Origin of the sequence: Cupriavidus sp. Agwp_2, from assembly GCF_040784895.1 — a bacterium.
GTDB lineage: Bacteria > Pseudomonadota > Gammaproteobacteria > Burkholderiales > Burkholderiaceae > Cupriavidus.
Genome location: NZ_CP088084.1, coordinates 1,587,736 through 1,605,312, shown reverse-complemented (window position 1 = coordinate 1,605,312; position 17,577 = coordinate 1,587,736). Strand labels below are relative to the sequence as shown.

Below are 17,577 nucleotides of genomic sequence, written 5' to 3'. Positions count from 1 at the left end.
CATGAGCGCGTCCATGCCACCGCAGGCCGCGGACCTGACGCAGCGCTTCGCGCTCGACACGCAGGGCTTCGAGGCGCTCAAGCACAGCGCGCGCAACGGTGCCGACGCGGCAACCTTGCAGGCGGCCGCAAAGCAGTTCGAGGCGGTGTTCACGCAGATGGTGCTCAAGAGCATGCGCAATGCCACGCCGCAGGACGGCCTCTTCGACAACGAGCAGAGCAAGCTCTATATGTCGATGATGGACCAGCAGCTCGCGCAGCAGATGTCGTCGCGCGGCATCGGGCTGGCCGAAGTGATGGTGCGCCAGCTGGCGCGTGCCGCGGGCACGCCGATGCCGGCGGGCATGAATGCGATGACGCCGGCCGAGTCCGGCCGCGCCGCCGATGCCGAGATGGCGCGGCTGCTCGACAGCCGCGGCGCCGCGTCTGCCGAAGGCAATGAACCTGCGGACCTGCCTGCGGTCGGCACGGTGGTGCCGGGACAGAACTGGAATCCCACCGCGGGCTTGCGCCAGTACCAGTCGCAGTTCTACGGCGACCGTGGCCAGGGCGGCGAGGCGCTCGGCCCGCTGCCGGCCGACGCGCCCGCCCACGTCAGCGCCTTCGTCGCGCGCATGGCGGCGCCGGCCGAAGCCGCTTCCCGTGCTTCAGGCGTACCGGCGCGGCTGATCGTCGGCCAGGCGGCGCTTGAATCGGGCTGGGGCCAGCGCGAGATCCTGCATGCCGATGGCTCGACCACGTTCAACGTGTTCGGCATCAAGGCCGGATCGAACTGGAAGGGCCGCGTGGCGGAGATCACCACCACCGAGTACGTCGATGGCCAGCCGCAGAAGGTGAAGGCGAAGTTCCGTGCCTATGGATCGTATGACGAAGCCTGCGCGGACTACGCGCGGCTGCTGACCAACAATCCGCGCTATGCGGGCGTGGTGAGCGCGGGATCGGCCGAGGAGGCCGCGCACGGGCTGCAGCGGGCGGGGTATGCGACGGATCCGTCGTACGGGCACAAGCTGGTGAAGATCATGAAGAAGGTGGCGGTCTGAGGCGTTCAGCGTGGCATCCGCCGTAGCTGACAGCGCGAGAACCAGGCTCCCCTCTCCCGCGAAGTGGGAGAGGGGGGCAAACCGCCGCAAGTTGTGCGGCATATGGACTCCAAGGCCGTGCGCCATCCACCGCACTTCAGCCTAAAGTCCCACCCCCAAACAGCCGATAACTCCCACATCTACCACCGCCGCCCCAAGCTCGCGGCAGTCCAACGAATCCGGGGTCAGAGCACAATGTCTCTCTTCAGTATTGGTCTTTCCGGCCTGAACACCGCGCAGAACGCGCTGACGACGACCAGCCACAACTTCGCCAACTCGGCGACCGAAGGCTATTCGCGCCAGAACACCATCGTGGCATCGGCCGGCGGCCAGTACACCAGCCAGGGCTTCTACGGTTTCGGCTCCAACGCCACCACCGTGATCCGCGTCTATGACGAGTTCCTGACCGGCCAGCTGCGCGGCGCCACCTCGGCCAGCGCCTCGCTGGCGGCCTACTCCGACCAGATCGCCCAGATCGACAACCTGCTCGCCGACCAGAAGGGCGGCCTGGCGCCGCTGATGCAGAAGTTCTTTGCCGCGGTGCAGGCAGTAGCCGACACCCCGGCCGACCCCGCGGCGCGCCAGGGCATGCTGTCCGCCGGCCAGGCCCTGGTCGGCCAGGTCCGCTCCGCCAGCAACTACTTCAAGCAACTGCAGTCCGGCGTCAACGAACAGGTCGGCACGGCAGTCACGCAAGTCAACGCCTACACCAGGCAGATCGCCGACCTGAACGAGGAAATCACGCGCATGAAGGCCGCTTCCGGCGGCCAGCCGCCCAACGACCTGCTCGACCAGCGCGACCAGGCCGTGGCCGAGCTGACCAAGCTGGTCGGCGCCAAGGTGGTGGTGCAGGACAGCGGCACCTACAACGTCTTCGCCGGCAACGGCCAGCCGCTGGTGATGGGCAACGATTCCTACGACCTGAAGGCAGTCGCCTCCGCCGCCGATCCCAACCGCACCGTAGTTGCCTACACCCTGCCCAACGGCAGCGTGTACGAGAGCGAGCCCGGCGCGATTACCGGCGGCTCGCTGGGCGGCCTGCTGCAGTTCCGCACCGAGACCCTCGACGCCGCGCAAAGCGCGATCGGCCGCCTGTCGCTGGCGATCGGCCAGAGCTTCAATGCGCAGCACAAGCTGGGCATGGACCTGAACGGCGACATCGGGACCGACATGTTCAAGCTCGGCTCCGCCACCGTGCTGCCCAACGCCAACAACGCCGTCAAGACCACGGTTGCCACCGCCACCATCGACGATGCCTCGGCGCTGACTGCCAGCGACTACAAGCTGCAGTTCGATGGCACCAACTACACGCTGACGCGCCTGTCGGACAACAAGCAGGTGAGCGCGCCAGTGCCGGGCACTCCCGCGCCTACCTATCCGCTGACCTTCAGCGCCGACGGCTTCAGCGTCTCGATCAACGCTGCCATGGGCGCCAACGACTCGTTCACGATCCAGCCGACGCGCAATGCCGCCACCGGCTTCGATATGGCGATCACCGACCCCGCCAAGATCGCCGCTGCATCGCCGGCGCGCGCCGAGGCGGCCGCCACCAACAAGGGCAGCGCCACCGCCAGCCTGGGCAACGTCGCGCCGGGCTTCACGCCGATGACCGGCAAGATCACCGCCGTCTATACCGCGACCGGCTACGTGTTCAAGGATGCAGGGGGCACGGACCTGTCGCCGCAGCCCACGGGCGTGCCCAATGGCGGCAATACTGACTACAACATCGGCGGCCTGACCTTCAGCTTCGGCGGCACGCCCACGGTAGGCGATTCCTTCACGCTCGGCGGCAACGCTGGCAGCGTCAAGGACAACGGCAACATGCTGAACCTGGCCAAGCTGCAGAACGCCAAGACCATCGGCGGGGTGTCCAGCTTCAGCGATGCCTACGCGCAGCTGGTCAACGACGTCGGGACGCGTGCCAAGTCGGTCAAGATCGCGTCGGCGTCGCAGGACAGCATCACCACGCAGATCAAGACCGCCCAGCAGTCGGTGTCGGGCGTCAACATGGACGAGGAAACCGTGTCGATGCTGCGCTTCCAGCAGCTCTACCAGGCCAACGCCCGCGTGATCCAGACAGCCACTTCGCTGTTCGACACGATCATCGGTATCGGCATGTAAGCACCGCCGGCACGTCAACGAATCCGAATAGGCTATCCATCATGCGCGTTGCAAGCTCCACCCTGTACCAGCAAGGCCTGGCGTCGATGAACCTCCAGCAGGGCTCGCTGCTGCATATCCAGCAACAGCTCGGCACGGGCCGCCGTGTTCTCACGCCGTCCGACGACCCGGTCGCCGCCACGCGCGCGCTCGGCGTCAGCCAGGCGCAAGCGGTCAACGGCCAGTACGCCACCTCGCGCAATCAGGCCAATATCTCGCTGGCGGCGGAAGAAAACGCGCTGAACTCCGTGACCACCGTCACGCAGAACATCCAGACCCTGCTGGTGCAGTCAGGCAACGGCACCATGAGCGACGCCGACCGCGGCTCGCTCGCCACGGCGCTGGAAGGGCTGTACAACCAGCTGGTCGGCCTGGCCAATTCCGACGACGGCAACGGCCAGTTCCTGTTCGGCGGCACCCGCTCCGGCTCGGCGCCGTTCACGCAGGCCACCGGCGCCGGCAACTACGTCGGCGACACCAGCCAGCAACTGCTGCAGGTCGACGTCGCGCGCCAGATGTCCGCGGGCGACAACGGCCGCGACGTGTTCATGAGCGTCACCGGCGGCGCCGGCTACGTGGTCAAGGACAACAGCGCAAACACGGGCAGCGCCACGTTTGGCTCGGTCTCGATCACCGACCCCAGCGACCCGCTGTACGGCAAATCGCTGCAGGTCAAGTTCCAGGCCAACGCCAGCGGCCAGATGGAATACAGCATCACCGACATGGACGCCCCGGCGCCCGCGCCGGTCCTGTCGGGCCCGACCGCCTACAATTCGCCGGCGCGGATCGAGGTCGGCGGCGTCACCTTCAACGTCACCGGCGAGCCCAAGGACGGCGACACGCTGACCATGGAGCCCGCCAAGGAAGCCGGCACCGACATGTTCGCCAACCTGCAGAACGTGATCGACACCCTTCGCCAGCCTACTTCCACCCCCGGCGACCAGGCCAAGCTGAGCAACGTGCTGTCCACGGCGACGCGCCAGTTCTCCAATTCACTGGATAACGTGCTGACGGTGCGTGCCTCGGTGGGTTCGCGGATGCAGGAACTGGATGCGCTGGACGACGTCGGCACCAACCGCGACCTGACGTATTCGCAGACGCTGTCTGGGCTGCAGGACCTGGATTATGCGGCGGCGATTACCGAGTACTACCAGCGCCAGACGGCGCTGCAGGGCGCGCAGCAATCGTTTATGCAAATTCAGGGGATGAATCTGTTCAAGTATCTGTGAGCGCAGGCCGGCGGTCGGCCGGCCGTGCTTTGTGCGACGGAAACAAAGCCTGAAACCCTCGCACCCTGGGAGTGAGAAGCGGCAGCGCCAGCTGCCCCCACCCGGCAATCTGCAGGGGCTTCCCCAATCCTCAGCTCCATTGCCGCAGAAGGTCGGGGCACACCTTCCTCCTCGTTCCACCCGGAATGGCTGCGCCGGCCATGCTGCCAGTCGCGGCACGGGCGGCACCGCGCCATAATATCGGCCGCGTCCCCACTGCAAACCAGGAGAAATCAGTGAAACAAACCAAGACTTGCTGCCTGCTCGCCATCGTTGCGGCGCTTGGCATGGCCGGTTGCGCCACCGAATCCTCGACCGCGTTGCCGGTCCAGAAGGTGGAAAGCGCCAGCCGCCCGTACAACGGCGTGCGCACGCCCATCGCGGTGGGCAAATTCGACAACCGCTCGAACTACATGCGTGGCGTTTTCTCGGACGGCATCGATCGCCTGAGCGGCCAGGCCAAGACCAGCCTGGTCACCCACCTGCAGCAGACCAACCGCTTCAATGTGCTGGAGCGTGAAAACCTGGACGAGATCAGGCGCGAGGCAACGATCAAGAACCAGGCCCAGCGCCTGAAGGGGGCGGACTTTGTCGTCACCGGTGACATCACCGAGTTTGGCCGCAAGGAAGTCGGCGACGTGCAGCTCTTCGGCATCCTTGGCCGCGGCAAGTCCCAGGTGGCCTATGCCAAGGTCAACCTGAACATCATCAATATCTCGACGTCGGAAGTGGTTTATTCAACCCAGGGAGCGGGGGAATACACGCTGTCGAATCGCGAAGTGATCGGCTTTGGCGGCACCGCCAGCTATGACTCGACGCTGAACGGCAAGGTCATGGACCTGGCCATGCGCGAGGCCATCAACCACCTGGTGGCGGCCATCGAGAGCGGGGCGTGGAACCCGGGTCAGAAGTAACCCATTCCTTTCACCAAAAAGAGAACAATGATGATGCAAACGGTCACGCTGCGCAGCGCAGCGTTATTGTCGGCCGCCGGCAGTATTCTGCTTGCCGGCTGTGCGGGTCCGCAGCCCATGTATCAGTGGGAGGGGTATCAGGCCCAGGTCTATGAGTACTTCAAGGGCGAGTCCAGGGAGGCGCAGGTCACCGCGCTGGAAGCGGGTTTGCAGAAGATCCAGGCCAAGGGCGGCTCCGTGCCGCCGGGCTACCATGCCCAGCTTGGCATGCTGTACCTGAACCTGGGCAAGCCGGACCAGATGGTCAGCGAATTCCAGACCGAGAAGACCCTCTTCCCCGAGGCCACGCCGTACATGGATTTCCTGCTGCGTAACGTCAAGAGCGACAGCCGCACTGAAATCAAGGCGGATGCCGCCAACGCCGCGCCCGTGGCAGGGAGCGCCAAATGATGCGCCGGCTCCTGACCTATATCGCCAGCCTGGGTGTCGTGCTGCTGTTCGCCGGGTGCGCGGTGCAGAACAAGCAGGTGGACTACTCCGCGTTCAAGGCCAGCCGTCCCCGCTCGATCGTGGTGCTGCCGCCGCTGAACGAGTCGCCGGACGTCAAGGCCACCTATGCCATGCTGTCGCAAGCGACGGTCCCGCTGGCGGAATCGGGCTACTACGTGTTGCCGGTCGCACTGGTTGAAGAGACGTTCCGGCAGAACGGCCTGACCGTGCCGGGCGATATCCATACCGTGCCGGTGGCCAAGCTGCGCGAAATCTTCGGGGCCGATTCCGCGCTGTACGTGACCGTGACCGACTATGGTTCGAAATACCAGGTCATCAGCAGCGTGACCCGCGTGGCGGCCAATGCCAAGCTGGTCGATCTCAAGACGGGCGATGTCCTGTGGAGTGGTACGGCGGTGTCGGCCACCGACAGTTCCAGCGGTGGCGGCGGGCTGATCGGCATGCTCATCAACGCGGCGGTGACGCAGGTCATGAACCACACGTTCGATGCGAGCTACAGCGTGGCGGGCACAGCCAGCTACCGGCTGCTGTCGGCCGGCCAGCCTGCCGGCATTCTCTACGGGCCCCGTTCGCCCAAGTACCAGTCCGACTGACCCCAGGCAAACCGGGCCGGTGCCATGTGCCGGTCCGGAGATGCCCGGTACCCTGTCAGTTCCCCGGCGCTGCCGGGTCGTCGACCACCCCCAGCAGGTGACGCAGCGCGCGCGTCGCCGCACTGCATTCCTTTGCATCCAGCGTCGCCGTCAACGCATTCAGCCGCGCGATCCGCTCGTCCAGGGCGCGGTCGATAAGGTCCTTGCCGGCATCGCTCAACTCCACCTCGATGCGCCGCCGGTCGTTGGGATCGCGCAGGCGCCGCACCAGTCCCTTGTCTTCCAGCCGGTCCAGCAGCACGGTCATGGTGCCGGTGGTCAGGATCGCGATCCGGCTCAGGTCTGAAGGCGAAGCGGTTTGCGGATAGCGCCGTCGCAGCGCAGCCAGCACCTGGAACTGCCCTGACGAGATCCCATAAGCCTGGGACAGCTTGCCCAGTTCACGCTCCAGCACGCCGCCCAGGCGAATCACCCGGATCAGCAGGTCTGCATGCTGCAACTCAAGGTCCGGCCTTGCCGAACGCCATTCCGCCAGGAACTGGTCCACGTAGTCATAAGTAGTCATATACGCATTCTACTTGAAGCCAAAAAATTTGCTCACATGTATCTTGATTTCAAGTAACTTGAGATATAGCATTCGAACCATGATGGATCGGGCGGCATGCCCGGCGGTGCTCAGACGACAACGAAAGCGATGCAATGACCATGTCTATTGGCTTCTCCACGGATTTGCCGGCGGTTCCCCCGGCGCGCCTTCCCGCAGACGGCTTCTACTCGGTGCGCGAGGCATTCGACGCGGCATGCCTGCGCTATGGGGATCGCCCGTTCTTGCATATTCCGGCGCAGGCGACCGCCGGCTACGGCGGCCAGGCGGTGGACTGGACCTATGGCAGCGCGGGCGCGCGCATCCGGGAACTGGAGGCAGACTTTCGCGGCGCCGGCCTGGCCCGCGGGCACCGGGTCGCGCTGATGCTGGACAACCGCGCCGAGTTCTTCCTGTACTGGCTGGCCCTCAATGGCCTCGGCGTATCCGTGGTGCCGCTGAATGCGGAAAGCAGCGCCGCGGAGCTTGCGCATGTGCTGCGCGACAGCGCAGCAGTGATGGTGGTGGCGCTGGATGGCCGCTGGCAGCCGCTCGAGCCAGCGCTCGGCCAGGCGCTGGGAGCCATGGGCGCCGCGCTGCCGCCGGTGTGCCGGCTCGGCACCGGCAGCGCAGCGGTGCCGATGCCGCAGGGCCAGCCCATGGCCGCCGAGGACGAATGCGCGCTGGTCTACACCTCCGGCAGCACCGGCCTGCCCAAGGGTTGCATGCTGTCGAATGAATACATGCTCGCGTTCGGCCGCTGGTACAACGCCCTGGGCGGCCTGTGCCGGATCGAGCCCGGCGCGGAACGGCTGATCACGCCGCTGCCGCTGGTCCACATGAACGCGCTGGCGTGCTCGTCGATGGCGATGATCCTCAGCGGCGGCTGCATCGTGCAGCTGGACCGCTTCCACCCGGGCACCTGGTGGGAGACGGTCGCGCAGAGCGGGGCCACCATCGTGCACTACCTGGGCGTCATGCCGGCCATCCTGCTGCAGCTTCCGCAGCAGGCCAGCGACCGCGCGCACGCGGTCCGCTTCGGCTTCGGCGCCGGCGTGCATCCCAGGCACCATGCCGCGTTCGAGGAGCGCTTCGGCTTTGCGCTGGTCGAGTCGTGGTCGATGACCGAAGTCGGCGCGGGCGGCGCCGTCGCCGCGCAGCTCGATCCGCGTCATCCCGGCACCCGCTGCTTCGGCCGGCCCACGCCCCAGATGGAATACCGCATCGTCGACGAAGAAGGCGAAGAGGTGCCGCCTGGCGCTGCGGGTGAACTACGCGTACGCGCCGCCGGCAACGACCCGCGCGCCGGCTTCTTCTCCGGCTACGCCAACCAGCCGGCGCTAACCGAGGCGGCGTGGGCCGGCGGCTATTTCCATACCGGCGACATCGTGCGCCAGGCCGAAGACGGCTCGCTGCATTTCGTCGACCGCAAGAAAAGCATCATCCGGCGCAGCGGCGAGAACATCGCCTCGCTTGAAGTCGAGGCCGTACTCAATCAGTTGCCGATGGTGCGACAGGTCGGCGTCGGCCCGGTGGAAGACGAAACCCGCGGCGAAGAAGTCATGGCGTGCGTCGAGCTGATGCCGGGGCATGCGCCCACGCGCGACCTCGCGCTTGGCATCTTTGCGGCCGCCGCGCAGCGGCTCGCCTACTTCAAGCTGCCCGGCTATATCGCCTTCGTGCCGGCGTTGCCGCTGACTGCGTCGCAGAAGCTGCAGCGCGGCGTGCTCAAGCAGGCCATGCACGCGTTGCTCGACGAGCACGCCGCGTTCGACCTGCGCGCACTGAAGAAGCGCCCTGACCGCCACGACTCGTCGGCCAAGCCATGCGGGAGCGCATGATGACACGGCAATACGACGACGCCGAGGTCGTGCTGACGGTGCCGGTCACCACCGGGTACGCGCGCTACAGCACCGAGCCGGCAGACTGGTACGTGGCGCAATGCCTGCGTGAACTGCTGGCGCGCGCGGGCCTGGCAAAAGACAGCCTCGACGGCCTGGCGGTGTCCAGCTTCACGCTGCCGCCCGACCCGGTGGCCAGCCTGTCGCGCTCGCTTGGCCTTTCGCTGCGCTGGCTGGAGTCGGTGCCATTCGGCGGCGCCAGCGGCGTGATCGCTTTGCGCCGCGCAGCGCGCGCGGTACAGGCCGGCGACGCCGACGTGGTCGCTTGCATCGGTGCGGACACCAACCCGCGTGGCGGCTTTGCCAGCCTGGCCAGCCGCTTCTCGTGGGCGGCCATCGACGCGATCCATCCGTACGGCGCGGCGGGGCCGAGCATGCCGTTCGCGCACCTGACCCGGCGCTACATGGACGCGACCGGCGCGACCCGCGCCGACTTCGGCCGCCTGTGCGTGAGCCAGCGCCAGAACGCCAGCGCCGTGCCGCACGCCTTGCTGGGCACGCCCATCACGCTGGAGGACTACCTGTGCGCCCGGCCGATCGCCGAGCCGCTGCACAAGCTCGACCTGGTAATGCCGTGCGCGGGCGCCGAGGGCTTCCTGGTGATGTCGCGCGGCCAGGCGCGCCGGCTCGGCCTGCCGCACGCGCGCCTGCGCGCCGTGGTGGAGCGCCACAACGCCTACGCCGACGACGACGCCATCCTGCGCGGCGGCTGGGCCCAGGAGCGCGAACGGCTGTATGGGCAGGCCGGCGTCGGTCCGCAGGACATCGACGTGCTGGCCACCTACGACGATTACCCCGCAGTGGTGTTCCTGCAACTGGAAGGGCTTGGCTTTTGCCAGCCTGGCACCGCCGCGGGCTTTATTGCCGCGCACGACCTCGGCTTCCGGGGCGACTTCCCGCACAACACCAGCGGCGGCCAGCTTGGCTGCGGGCAGGCCGGCGCCGGCGGCGGCTACCTCGGCCTGGTGGAGGTGCTGCGGCAGGTCACGAGACAGGCCGGCGCCAACCAGGTCGCCGATGCGCGACTTGGGCTAGCCAGCGGCTACGGCATGGCCGTGTACGACCGCTGCCTGGCGACCGGCGCGGCCATCATCGAAGGAGCCAGCGCATGAGCCACGACAGCCAATTCCCCGCATGCCGCTCGGCCGCGTGGCAAGGCATGGCAGAGGCCACGCCGGACGGCGGCCTGGCCTTGCCGCAATGCCCGGCCTGCGCACACCTGTTCTATCCGCCGCAGCGGTATTGCCCGCGGTGCCTGCATGACCGCATCAGCTTCCGGGCCGACAGCGGTGCCGGCGTGGTGCTTTCCGTGGCGCTGCTGCACAGCACGCTCGTGCCCGCATTCGTGGGCCGGCTGCCGGTGCATGTGGCCGCCGTGCGGCTCGATGCGGGCGTGACCCTGTTCGCGCTCGCCGACGCGATGCTGCCGGCGGGCACGCGCGTGGCGGCATGGCTGGACCAGCACGAAGACAACGCGGCGGGCGTGCTGCGCGTGCGCCGCCTGTTGACAGATCACGAAAACCACGATGGAGGTTGCGCATGAAATCGTCCGCCAAACGCGGATTGTCCTTTTGCGGGCGTACCGCGCTCGTGACCGGCGGCAATTCCGGTATCGGGCTGGCCATCTGCCAGTCGCTGCTGGCGCATGGCGCACGGGTGATCGCGGCCGGGCTGGACCCGGTGGAGCGCTCGCATCCGCTGCTGACGAGCGTTGTCGCCGACCTGTCCACGGCCGAAGGCATCGCGAACCTGACTGCCATCGCGCAAGAGCCCGGGATCGACATCCTGGTCAACAACGCCGGCGTCGTGCGCAACACCTTGCTGGCTGACGTGGACGACGCGGAGTTCGACCTGATGATGAACCTGCACGTGCGCTGCGCCATGCAGCTGGCGCAGGCGTGCGCACCGCACATGAAGGCGCAGCACTTCGGCCGCATCGTCAATGTCGCCTCGCGCGCCATCGTCGGCCTGGCCGGACGCACGGCCTACGGCGCGAGCAAGGCGGCGCTGGCGGCGATGACGCGTACCTGGGCGCTGGAGCTGGGCCCGTGCGGCATCACCGTCAATACCGTGTCGCCGGGGCCGACGCTCACCGACATGCTGGCCCGCGACTTCCCCGAGCACAGCGAACGCGCCCGCGCGCTGGCCGCCTCGCTGCCCGCGCGGCGGCTTGGCCTGCCCGAGGACGTGGCGCGTGCGGTGCTGTTCTTCGCCGATCCGGCGAGCAGCTGGATCACTGGCCAGAACCTCTTTGTCTGCGGCGGCGGCAGCCTGGCGGCATCGCTGGCGCTCTGAGTGTTCCTGCCCGGGGCCCTCTCATCGACTCACGACCAAGACGACACAGAAAACGGAGGAAACATCGTGAACCCATCCAGTCCCCAACTGCCGGCGGGCATGCCGGCACTCGAGGAAGTGCTGCTGCAAAGCGCCGACATGCCCTGGCGCCCGAAGTCGCTGTCCGGCCTGTACGAAAAGATGCTGTGGCGCGACGAGGCCTCCGGCGCTTCCATCGCGCTTATCCGCTTCGACAAGGGCGTGTCGATTCCGGAGCCGCATTCCCATGCGTCGAACCAGTTCATGTTCTGCCTGCAGGGCCGCTACGAGTACACGGCCACGCAGGTGGTGCTGACACCAGGCTGCTTCTACTGGAACCCGAAGGGCAACATCCACGGCCCCACGCTGGCGCACGAGGACACCATCGTGGTCGAGATCTACGACGGCCCGCACTATCCGCAGAAGCCGAGCTGGTACACGGATGAGCGCGATGCCCACTGACCGCGCCGGATCCGCGATGCCCACGTCCGTCCCCGCTTCCAGCCATTGCGATGCCGACGCGCACGCGCTGAGCGCGACCGTGAGCGCCATCTTCGAACGGCTCGGAGTGGCCCAGGCAGACGCCGTGCGCGTGGCCGATACGCTTGTCGAGGCCGACATGGAAGGCGTCCCGTCGCATGGCGTCATGCTCGTGCCCATGTATGCGCAGCGCCTGCGCGACGGCTCCGTGACGACCGCGTCGCGGGCAACCGTGGTCAGCGACAACGGCGGCTGCGTGGTGCTCGACGCGGCCAATATGCTGGGGCAGCTGTCGGCGTTCCATGCGGTCGCGCTGGCCCGCGAGCGGGCCGGGACGCATGGCATCGGCGCCGTGGCGGTGCGCAACGCGTTCCACTTCGGCGCCGCTGGCCTGTATGCGCGCGCACTGGCCAGCGACGACTGCATCGGCATCGTGATGTCCAACACCCGCCCGTTGATGCCGGCGCCGGGCGGCGCGCAGCGCGTGGTGGGCAACAATCCGCTCGCCATTGCCTTGCCGGGCGCCGACGACATTCCGGTCGAGCTGGACATGGCCATGAGCGCCAGCGCGATGGGCAAGATCCGGCTCGCCGCGGCCGCCGGCCGCGAGATCCCGGCGGGCTGGGCCACCGATGCGCACGGCCGGCCCACCACCGACGCGGCGGCAGCGCTCGCCGGCATGCTGCTGCCGGCGGCCGGACCCAAGGGCTTCGGCCTCGCGTTCATGGTCGACATGCTGTGCGGCGGACTGTCAGGCGGCGGCACCGGCGAAGCGGTCCAGCCGCTTTATGGCGACAGCGCGAGGCCCTACAACTGCGCGCACTTTTTCCTGGCGATCGACGTGGCGCACTTCGGCGACGCCGGCGCATTCGCGCGCACCGTCAGCCAGGCCGCCGCCGGCGTGCGCAACTCACACCGGGCGCCCGGAACCGAGCGCATCTACAGCCCCGGCGAAATCGGCTGGGCCAAACGCCACGAGCACGGCAGCACGTGCCACGTTGACCGCGCGGTGCTGACGGAGATCGTCGGCGTGGCGCGCGCGCTCCCGGCGGCGATTCCGCCATCCATTGCCAACCTCACGGACCACACGGACCACACGGACCACACGGACAAATAACCATGAAGACCCAGATTCACTCCGACGCACTGCGCCAGCCTAACGGCCATTTCTCGCAGGCCACCGCCATCGAGGCTCGCGGCAAGCTGGTGTTCATCTCCGGCATGACCGCGCGCCGGCCCGACGGCAGCATCGCCGGCATCGGCGACGTGGAAGCGCAGACGCGCCAGGTCTGCGAAAACCTCAAGGCCGCGGTAGAGGCCGCCGGCGGCACGCTGGAGGACATCTGCCGCGTCGATGTGTATGTGCGCAACATCGAGAACTTCGACCGCATCCACAAGATCCGCCGCGAGTATTTCCATGTGCCGTTGCCGGCCTCGACCATGGTGGAGGTCAGCAAGCTGGTCTCGCCGGACTACCTGATCGAGATCAGCGCCATCGCGGTGCTGCCCGACGCCTGAATCCCCCTGTACTGGAATCCCAATCATGCGATTCGCAAGTTTCCTGTACGACCGCCAGCCCCGCATCGGCGTGCTCGAAGGCGAGGAAGTGGCACTGTTACCCATGCCCATGGGGGATCTGCGCGATGTGATCGCGGGTGGTGCGCCCGCGCTCCAAAGCGTCGCCGCCGCGCGGTGCGACGGCAGGCTGCCGCGGCTCGCGCTCAGTGCGCTGCGCCTGCTGCCGCCGCTGCACCGGCTGCGGCGCGACGTGCTCTGCGTTGGCTGGAACTACTGGGACCACTTTCTGGAAGGCGAGGGCAAGCGTGAGGGGCAGGACGTGCCGCGCCCCGAGGCGCCGACGTTCTTCACCAAGAGCCCGCACACGCTGATCGGCCCGCGCGACGACATCGCGTTTGACGCCCGTGTCTCGGCCAGGTGGGACTACGAGGCCGAACTCGCGCTGGTCATCGGCGCCGACGGCCGCAGCATTCCCGCGGCAAGCGCCATGCAGCATGTGTGGGGCTATTGCCTCGCCAACGACATTTCGCAACGCGACCTGCAGCGGCGCCACGGCGGGCAGTGGCTGAAGGGCAAGAGCATCGACGGCACCATGCCGCTGGGTCCGTTCCTGGTGACCGCCGACGAGATCGACCCGAACGAGGTCCGCCTGCAATGCCTGGTCAACGGCGAACTGATGCAGGACGCCTCGGTGTCCCAGATGGCCTTTCCCATTCCTGAACTGATTGCCGAACTCTCGTTCGGCATGACGCTGCAGGCCGGTGACCTCGTCATTACCGGCACGCCGGCCGGCGTCGGCAATGCGCGCGACCCGCAAGTGTTCCTGCGGGCCGGCGACGAGGTGGTCGTGCGCGGCACCGGCCTGGGTGAGTTGGTGAACCGGGTGGTCGATGCCGACCTGTACCAGCAGTCGAGCGTGATGGACATGAGGAGCCGGCCATGAGAGCAACCTTTGATGCAGCCGGAGACGTGATCGTGATCACGGGCGGCGCGAACGGCATCGGGGCAGGGCTGGCGCGGGCCTGCGCGCAGGCCGGGGCCACGGTGGTTGTCTGCGATGTGGACGAGCGCGCCGCGTCGGGGCTGCTGGCGGACGCACCGGGCGTGCAGTTCCGCCGGCTCGACGTGAGCGACCGCGACGCGGTGATGCAGGTCATGCAGGCCATCGAGGCCGAACATGGGCGCATCGACGGCCTGGTCTGCGCCGCGGCGGTGCAGCCGCGCAAGGCCGTGCACGACACCGAGCCGCAGGCGTGGCGCAAGACCCTGGCAGTCAATCTGGACGGCGTGGTGTGGTGCTACCAGGCCGCGGTGCCCGGCATGATCCGCCGCCGGCGCGGCAGCGTGGTGGCGTTTTCGTCGGGACTTGCGCACAGCGGCTGGCCGGAATCCGCGGCCTATGCGTCGAGCAAGGCGGCGCTGGTCGCCTTTGTCAAAAGCGCGGCCAAGGAAGTTGCACAGCACCGGGTGCGGGTGAACCTGATCGCGCCGGGCGTGATCGACACGCCCCAGTACCGCCACGCCAACGCCGGCAACGACGACGCGCACTGGGCCGCCACGCTCGGCGTGGGCCGGCCGGAAGACGTTACGGGGCCGCTGCTGTTCCTGCTGTCCGATGCCGCGACCATGACCGCATCGCTGGTGAGCCGGGACCATGCCTACTCCGCCTGCGAAGCCGCCGGCGCAGCGCAATGAACCCCACCGGAGAGCTACAAGCATGCAACCTGTATTGATCGTGGGAGCCGGGCCGGTCGGCCTGACCACTGCGCTCGGCCTTGCGTATTACGGCATCCCGTTCCTGATCTTCGAGGAAGACGGCAGCCTGTCGCTGGATACCAAGGCCGGCACCATCCTGACCCGCACGCTGGAGGCCTTCCGCCGCTACGGCGTGGCCGATGCCGTGCTGGAGCGCGCGCTGCGCGTGGAAGAGATCGGCGAGATCGAGCGCGAGACCAACGTCGCGCATGCCTCCGTGCGCACGGCGGTCCTGCGCGAGGAAACCCGCTATCCGTTCGTCGTCAACCTGCCGCAGCACCACCTGGAGCCCATCCTGCGCGAGGCGGTGGAGCAGGCGCCGCAGGGCCGCCTGCTGATGCGGCACCGGCTGGTGTCGTTCCGTTCCGAAGCCGGCGGCGTGGTGGCCGAGTTCGATACACCGCACGGCCGGCAGTGCTTCGAAGGCAGCTACCTGCTCGCCTGCGATGGCGGCAGGAGCACCGTGCGCGCGCAATGCGGCGTGCCGGTGGACGGCGTGTCGCTCGACGTGCGCTACATGCTGGTGGACCTGAAGGTCGACCTGGATGTGGCCAACCCGCGCGACTATCCCTACCTTGCCTACTTCTCGGACGCGCAGGAATGGATGATCCTGGTGCGCCAGCCGCACTGCTGGCGCTTCCTGTATCCGCTTGCCGGCGATGCCGACGAACCGACCGATGAGGCGCTGCGCAGCAAGGTGCTGCGCTTCATCGGCAATGTCGACAAGGTGGAACTGCTCGGACGGGTGACCTACCGCGTGCATCACCGCATCGCGCGGCAGTGGCGGCGCGAGCGCGTATTCCTGATGGGCGATGCTGCGCACCTGATCACGCCGATGTGGGCGCTGGGCCTGAACACCGGCGTGCTCGATGCCATCAGCCTGCCGTGGCGGCTGGCATGGGTGCTGCGCGGCTGGGCCGACAGCAGCCTGCTAGACGGCTACGAGCGCGAGCAGCGGCCGGTGGCCGCGGATGGCGCCGGCGAAATGGCCGAGGCCGCCCGCCACCACATGGCCATGCAGGGCCAGGACAATCCCGCGGCTGCGGTGCACGAGTGGGGACATGCCTATACGCGCACGCTGCTGGGCGTGCGGCTCGACATCAGCGGCAGCGGCGACTGGTCGATGATCCGCAACGAGGCCGAGCCGCCGCCACTGCGGGTGGGCGAGCGCATTCCCGACTTCTTGCTGCATGGCCCGGCCGGCCGGCCTGTCCGGCTCCACGACCTCGTCGACGACTGCTTCCTGGCGCTGTATTTCGCCGACGTGCGCCGCCAGCCCGGGATTCCGCACAACACATCGCCGGCGCTGCGGCACTTCGTGGTGTCGCGCTGGGATGCGCCGCTCGACTCGGGACTGCGCGACCGCGCGCTGCTCGACGTCGGCAACCATCTGCGCGACCGCCTTGGCGTGCCCGACGGCACGCTGGTGCTGGTCCGCCCCGACGACCACGTTGCCGCCATCGTGCCGATCGCGGCGCAGCGTGCCGAAGACCTCTACGCATCCATCGTCGGCGCGCGCGCGCCACAAGGGAGTTCCACGTGATGACCGGACCCAAAGTGCTTGGCCTGAACGGCTTCGGCCTGGAAGTGCCTGACCTTGCCGCCGCGAAGGCGTTTTACCAGACCTTCGGTCTCGAAGCGGCAGAGGAGTTGCCCGGCACGCTGCGGATGCGCTCGCCCGGCCGCACCAATGACGAGCTGGTGTTGTCGGCCGCAACCGGCAAGCGCCTGCATCACGTCTCGTTCTATTTCGATCCGCTGCAGCGCGAGGCCTTTATCGAGAAGCTGGGCCGTGCCGGGCTGGCCGTGCAGGAGCAGGCGCCGCCGGGCGGCTGCCGTGACGGGCTGTGGTTCCGGGATCCGTGGGGAACGTGGATCAACCTGTCCCCGCGCATTCCGGTGGCGATCCGGCAGCTTCATGACGGACGGGACGAAGCCGGCTGGCGCGCGCGCGTGGACGTCGCCGCGTGGCAGCACCTGGAAGGCGGCAGGCCGCCGCTGAAGCTTGGCCATGTGCTGATCTTCACCCCGGAACTGGCCGAGGCCGAGCGGTTCCTGTGCGATGTGCTGGGACTGCGCGTGACCGACCGCGCGGTCGGCAAGGTCAGCTTCCTCGCGGCGGGCGAAGGCGTGATCGACCACCACTGCTTCGGCCTGATCCAGAGCACGCACCGCGGCTTCCAGCACGCCAGCTTCCAGGTCGGGGGCTTTGACGACATCGGCCTGGGCGCCTGGCGCATGCGTCAGGCCGGCTACCGGGACAGTTTCGGGCCGGGCCGCCACGCGCTGGCGTCGAACCTGTTCCAGTACGTGCGCGACCCGTGGGGCAGCTGGGTGGAGTACTACGCCGACATGGACAAGATCAGCGACCGGTGGATCAGCCGGGACTGGTCGGTGCTGCCCTATATCTGGGGGCCGGAATGGTCGCCGGAATTCTGGGGTGGCGAGATGAATGCCAACTGCGAGCCACGGTGAGCCATGGACCATCCTGAGACAACGGAGGG

18 protein-coding genes are annotated in these 17,577 nt (G+C 67.8%); 17 read left to right on the top strand and 1 reads right to left on the bottom strand.

Features of this window, described 5'->3' with window-relative positions:
- The first annotated feature begins 1 nt into the window (after position 1).
- The 6 genes from flgJ (at position 2) to LPA45_RS24980 (ending at position 6,523) form a co-directional block, all read left to right on the top strand.
- Positions 2 to 1,039, top strand: a complete 1,038-nt coding sequence (gene flgJ, locus LPA45_RS25005; protein ID WP_317919984.1) for a flagellar assembly peptidoglycan hydrolase FlgJ — start codon at positions 2 to 4, stop codon at positions 1,037 to 1,039.
- Between the two features lie 234 nt (positions 1,040 to 1,273).
- Positions 1,274 to 3,199: a flagellar hook-associated protein FlgK gene (gene flgK, locus LPA45_RS25000; protein ID WP_317919983.1), complete on the top strand. Its 1,926-nt coding sequence runs from the start codon at positions 1,274 to 1,276 to the stop codon at positions 3,197 to 3,199.
- 41 nt (positions 3,200 to 3,240) lie between these two features.
- Positions 3,241 to 4,467: a flagellar hook-associated protein FlgL gene (gene flgL, locus LPA45_RS24995; protein ID WP_116318846.1), complete on the top strand. Its 1,227-nt coding sequence runs from the start codon at positions 3,241 to 3,243 to the stop codon at positions 4,465 to 4,467.
- A 326-nt stretch (positions 4,468 to 4,793) separates the two neighbouring features.
- Positions 4,794 to 5,420 (top strand): CsgG/HfaB family protein, encoded by a 627-nt coding sequence (locus LPA45_RS24990; RefSeq protein WP_116318957.1) that lies wholly within the window; start codon positions 4,794 to 4,796, stop codon positions 5,418 to 5,420.
- A gap of 30 nt (positions 5,421 to 5,450) precedes the next feature.
- Positions 5,451 to 5,870: a DUF4810 domain-containing protein gene (locus tag LPA45_RS24985; RefSeq protein WP_317919988.1), complete on the top strand. Its 420-nt coding sequence runs from the start codon at positions 5,451 to 5,453 to the stop codon at positions 5,868 to 5,870.
- Entirely contained in the window at positions 5,867 to 6,523 is a 657-nt protein-coding gene (locus LPA45_RS24980) for a DUF799 domain-containing protein (protein ID WP_317919982.1), read from the top strand. Before LPA45_RS24985 ends, LPA45_RS24980 begins: the two co-directional genes overlap by 4 nt.
- 55 nt (positions 6,524 to 6,578) lie before the next feature.
- Here the strand turns inward: LPA45_RS24980 and LPA45_RS24975 are convergent, their stop codons facing one another.
- Positions 6,579 to 7,088, bottom strand: coding sequence for a MarR family winged helix-turn-helix transcriptional regulator (locus LPA45_RS24975; protein ID WP_116318843.1), 510 nt, complete (start codon positions 7,086 to 7,088; stop codon positions 6,579 to 6,581).
- 134 nt (positions 7,089 to 7,222) lie between these two features.
- On the opposite strand from LPA45_RS24975, the gene LPA45_RS24970 reads away from it, so the two are divergent.
- The 11 genes from LPA45_RS24970 (at position 7,223) to LPA45_RS24920 (ending at position 17,548) form a co-directional block, all read left to right on the top strand.
- Entirely contained in the window at positions 7,223 to 8,947 is a 1,725-nt protein-coding gene (locus LPA45_RS24970; RefSeq protein WP_317919981.1) for an AMP-binding protein, read from the top strand.
- Positions 8,947 to 10,119 (top strand): thiolase family protein, encoded by a 1,173-nt coding sequence (locus LPA45_RS24965; RefSeq protein ID WP_116318841.1) that lies wholly within the window; start codon positions 8,947 to 8,949, stop codon positions 10,117 to 10,119. Before LPA45_RS24970 ends, LPA45_RS24965 begins: the two co-directional genes overlap by 1 nt.
- Positions 10,116 to 10,550, top strand: a complete 435-nt coding sequence (locus LPA45_RS24960; RefSeq protein ID WP_116318840.1) for a Zn-ribbon domain-containing OB-fold protein — start codon at positions 10,116 to 10,118, stop codon at positions 10,548 to 10,550. Before LPA45_RS24965 ends, LPA45_RS24960 begins: the two co-directional genes overlap by 4 nt.
- On the top strand, positions 10,547 to 11,302 hold the full coding sequence (locus LPA45_RS24955) for an SDR family NAD(P)-dependent oxidoreductase (protein WP_116318839.1): 756 nt from the start codon (positions 10,547 to 10,549) through the stop codon (positions 11,300 to 11,302). Before LPA45_RS24960 ends, LPA45_RS24955 begins: the two co-directional genes overlap by 4 nt.
- Before the next feature lie 66 nt (positions 11,303 to 11,368).
- Positions 11,369 to 11,782 carry a cupin domain-containing protein gene (locus LPA45_RS24950; RefSeq protein WP_233528080.1) on the top strand — a complete coding sequence of 138 codons (414 nt, stop codon included), beginning with the start codon at positions 11,369 to 11,371 and terminating at the stop codon, positions 11,780 to 11,782.
- 16 nt (positions 11,783 to 11,798) lie between these two features.
- Complete coding sequence (locus LPA45_RS24945; protein ID WP_317923226.1) at positions 11,799 to 12,917, top strand: Ldh family oxidoreductase; 1,119 nt, start codon at positions 11,799 to 11,801, stop codon at positions 12,915 to 12,917.
- 2 nt (positions 12,918 to 12,919) lie between these two features.
- The gene (locus LPA45_RS24940; protein ID WP_116318838.1) at positions 12,920 to 13,318 is read left to right on the top strand and encodes a RidA family protein; all 399 of its coding nucleotides are present in this window, start codon (positions 12,920 to 12,922) and stop codon (positions 13,316 to 13,318) included.
- A gap of 25 nt (positions 13,319 to 13,343) precedes the next feature.
- Positions 13,344 to 14,261, top strand: coding sequence for a fumarylacetoacetate hydrolase family protein (locus tag LPA45_RS24935; RefSeq protein ID WP_116318837.1), 918 nt, complete (start codon positions 13,344 to 13,346; stop codon positions 14,259 to 14,261).
- Positions 14,258 to 15,013: an SDR family NAD(P)-dependent oxidoreductase gene (locus tag LPA45_RS24930; protein WP_317923227.1), complete on the top strand. Its 756-nt coding sequence runs from the start codon at positions 14,258 to 14,260 to the stop codon at positions 15,011 to 15,013. Before LPA45_RS24935 ends, LPA45_RS24930 begins: the two co-directional genes overlap by 4 nt.
- Before the next feature lie 22 nt (positions 15,014 to 15,035).
- A complete protein-coding gene (locus LPA45_RS24925) occupies positions 15,036 to 16,616 on the top strand; it encodes an FAD-dependent monooxygenase (protein WP_317923228.1) in 1,581 nt (526 codons plus the stop codon).
- Positions 16,616 to 17,548: a VOC family protein gene (locus tag LPA45_RS24920; protein WP_317923229.1), complete on the top strand. Its 933-nt coding sequence runs from the start codon at positions 16,616 to 16,618 to the stop codon at positions 17,546 to 17,548. Before LPA45_RS24925 ends, LPA45_RS24920 begins: the two co-directional genes overlap by 1 nt.
- Positions 17,549 to 17,577 lie beyond the last annotated feature (29 nt).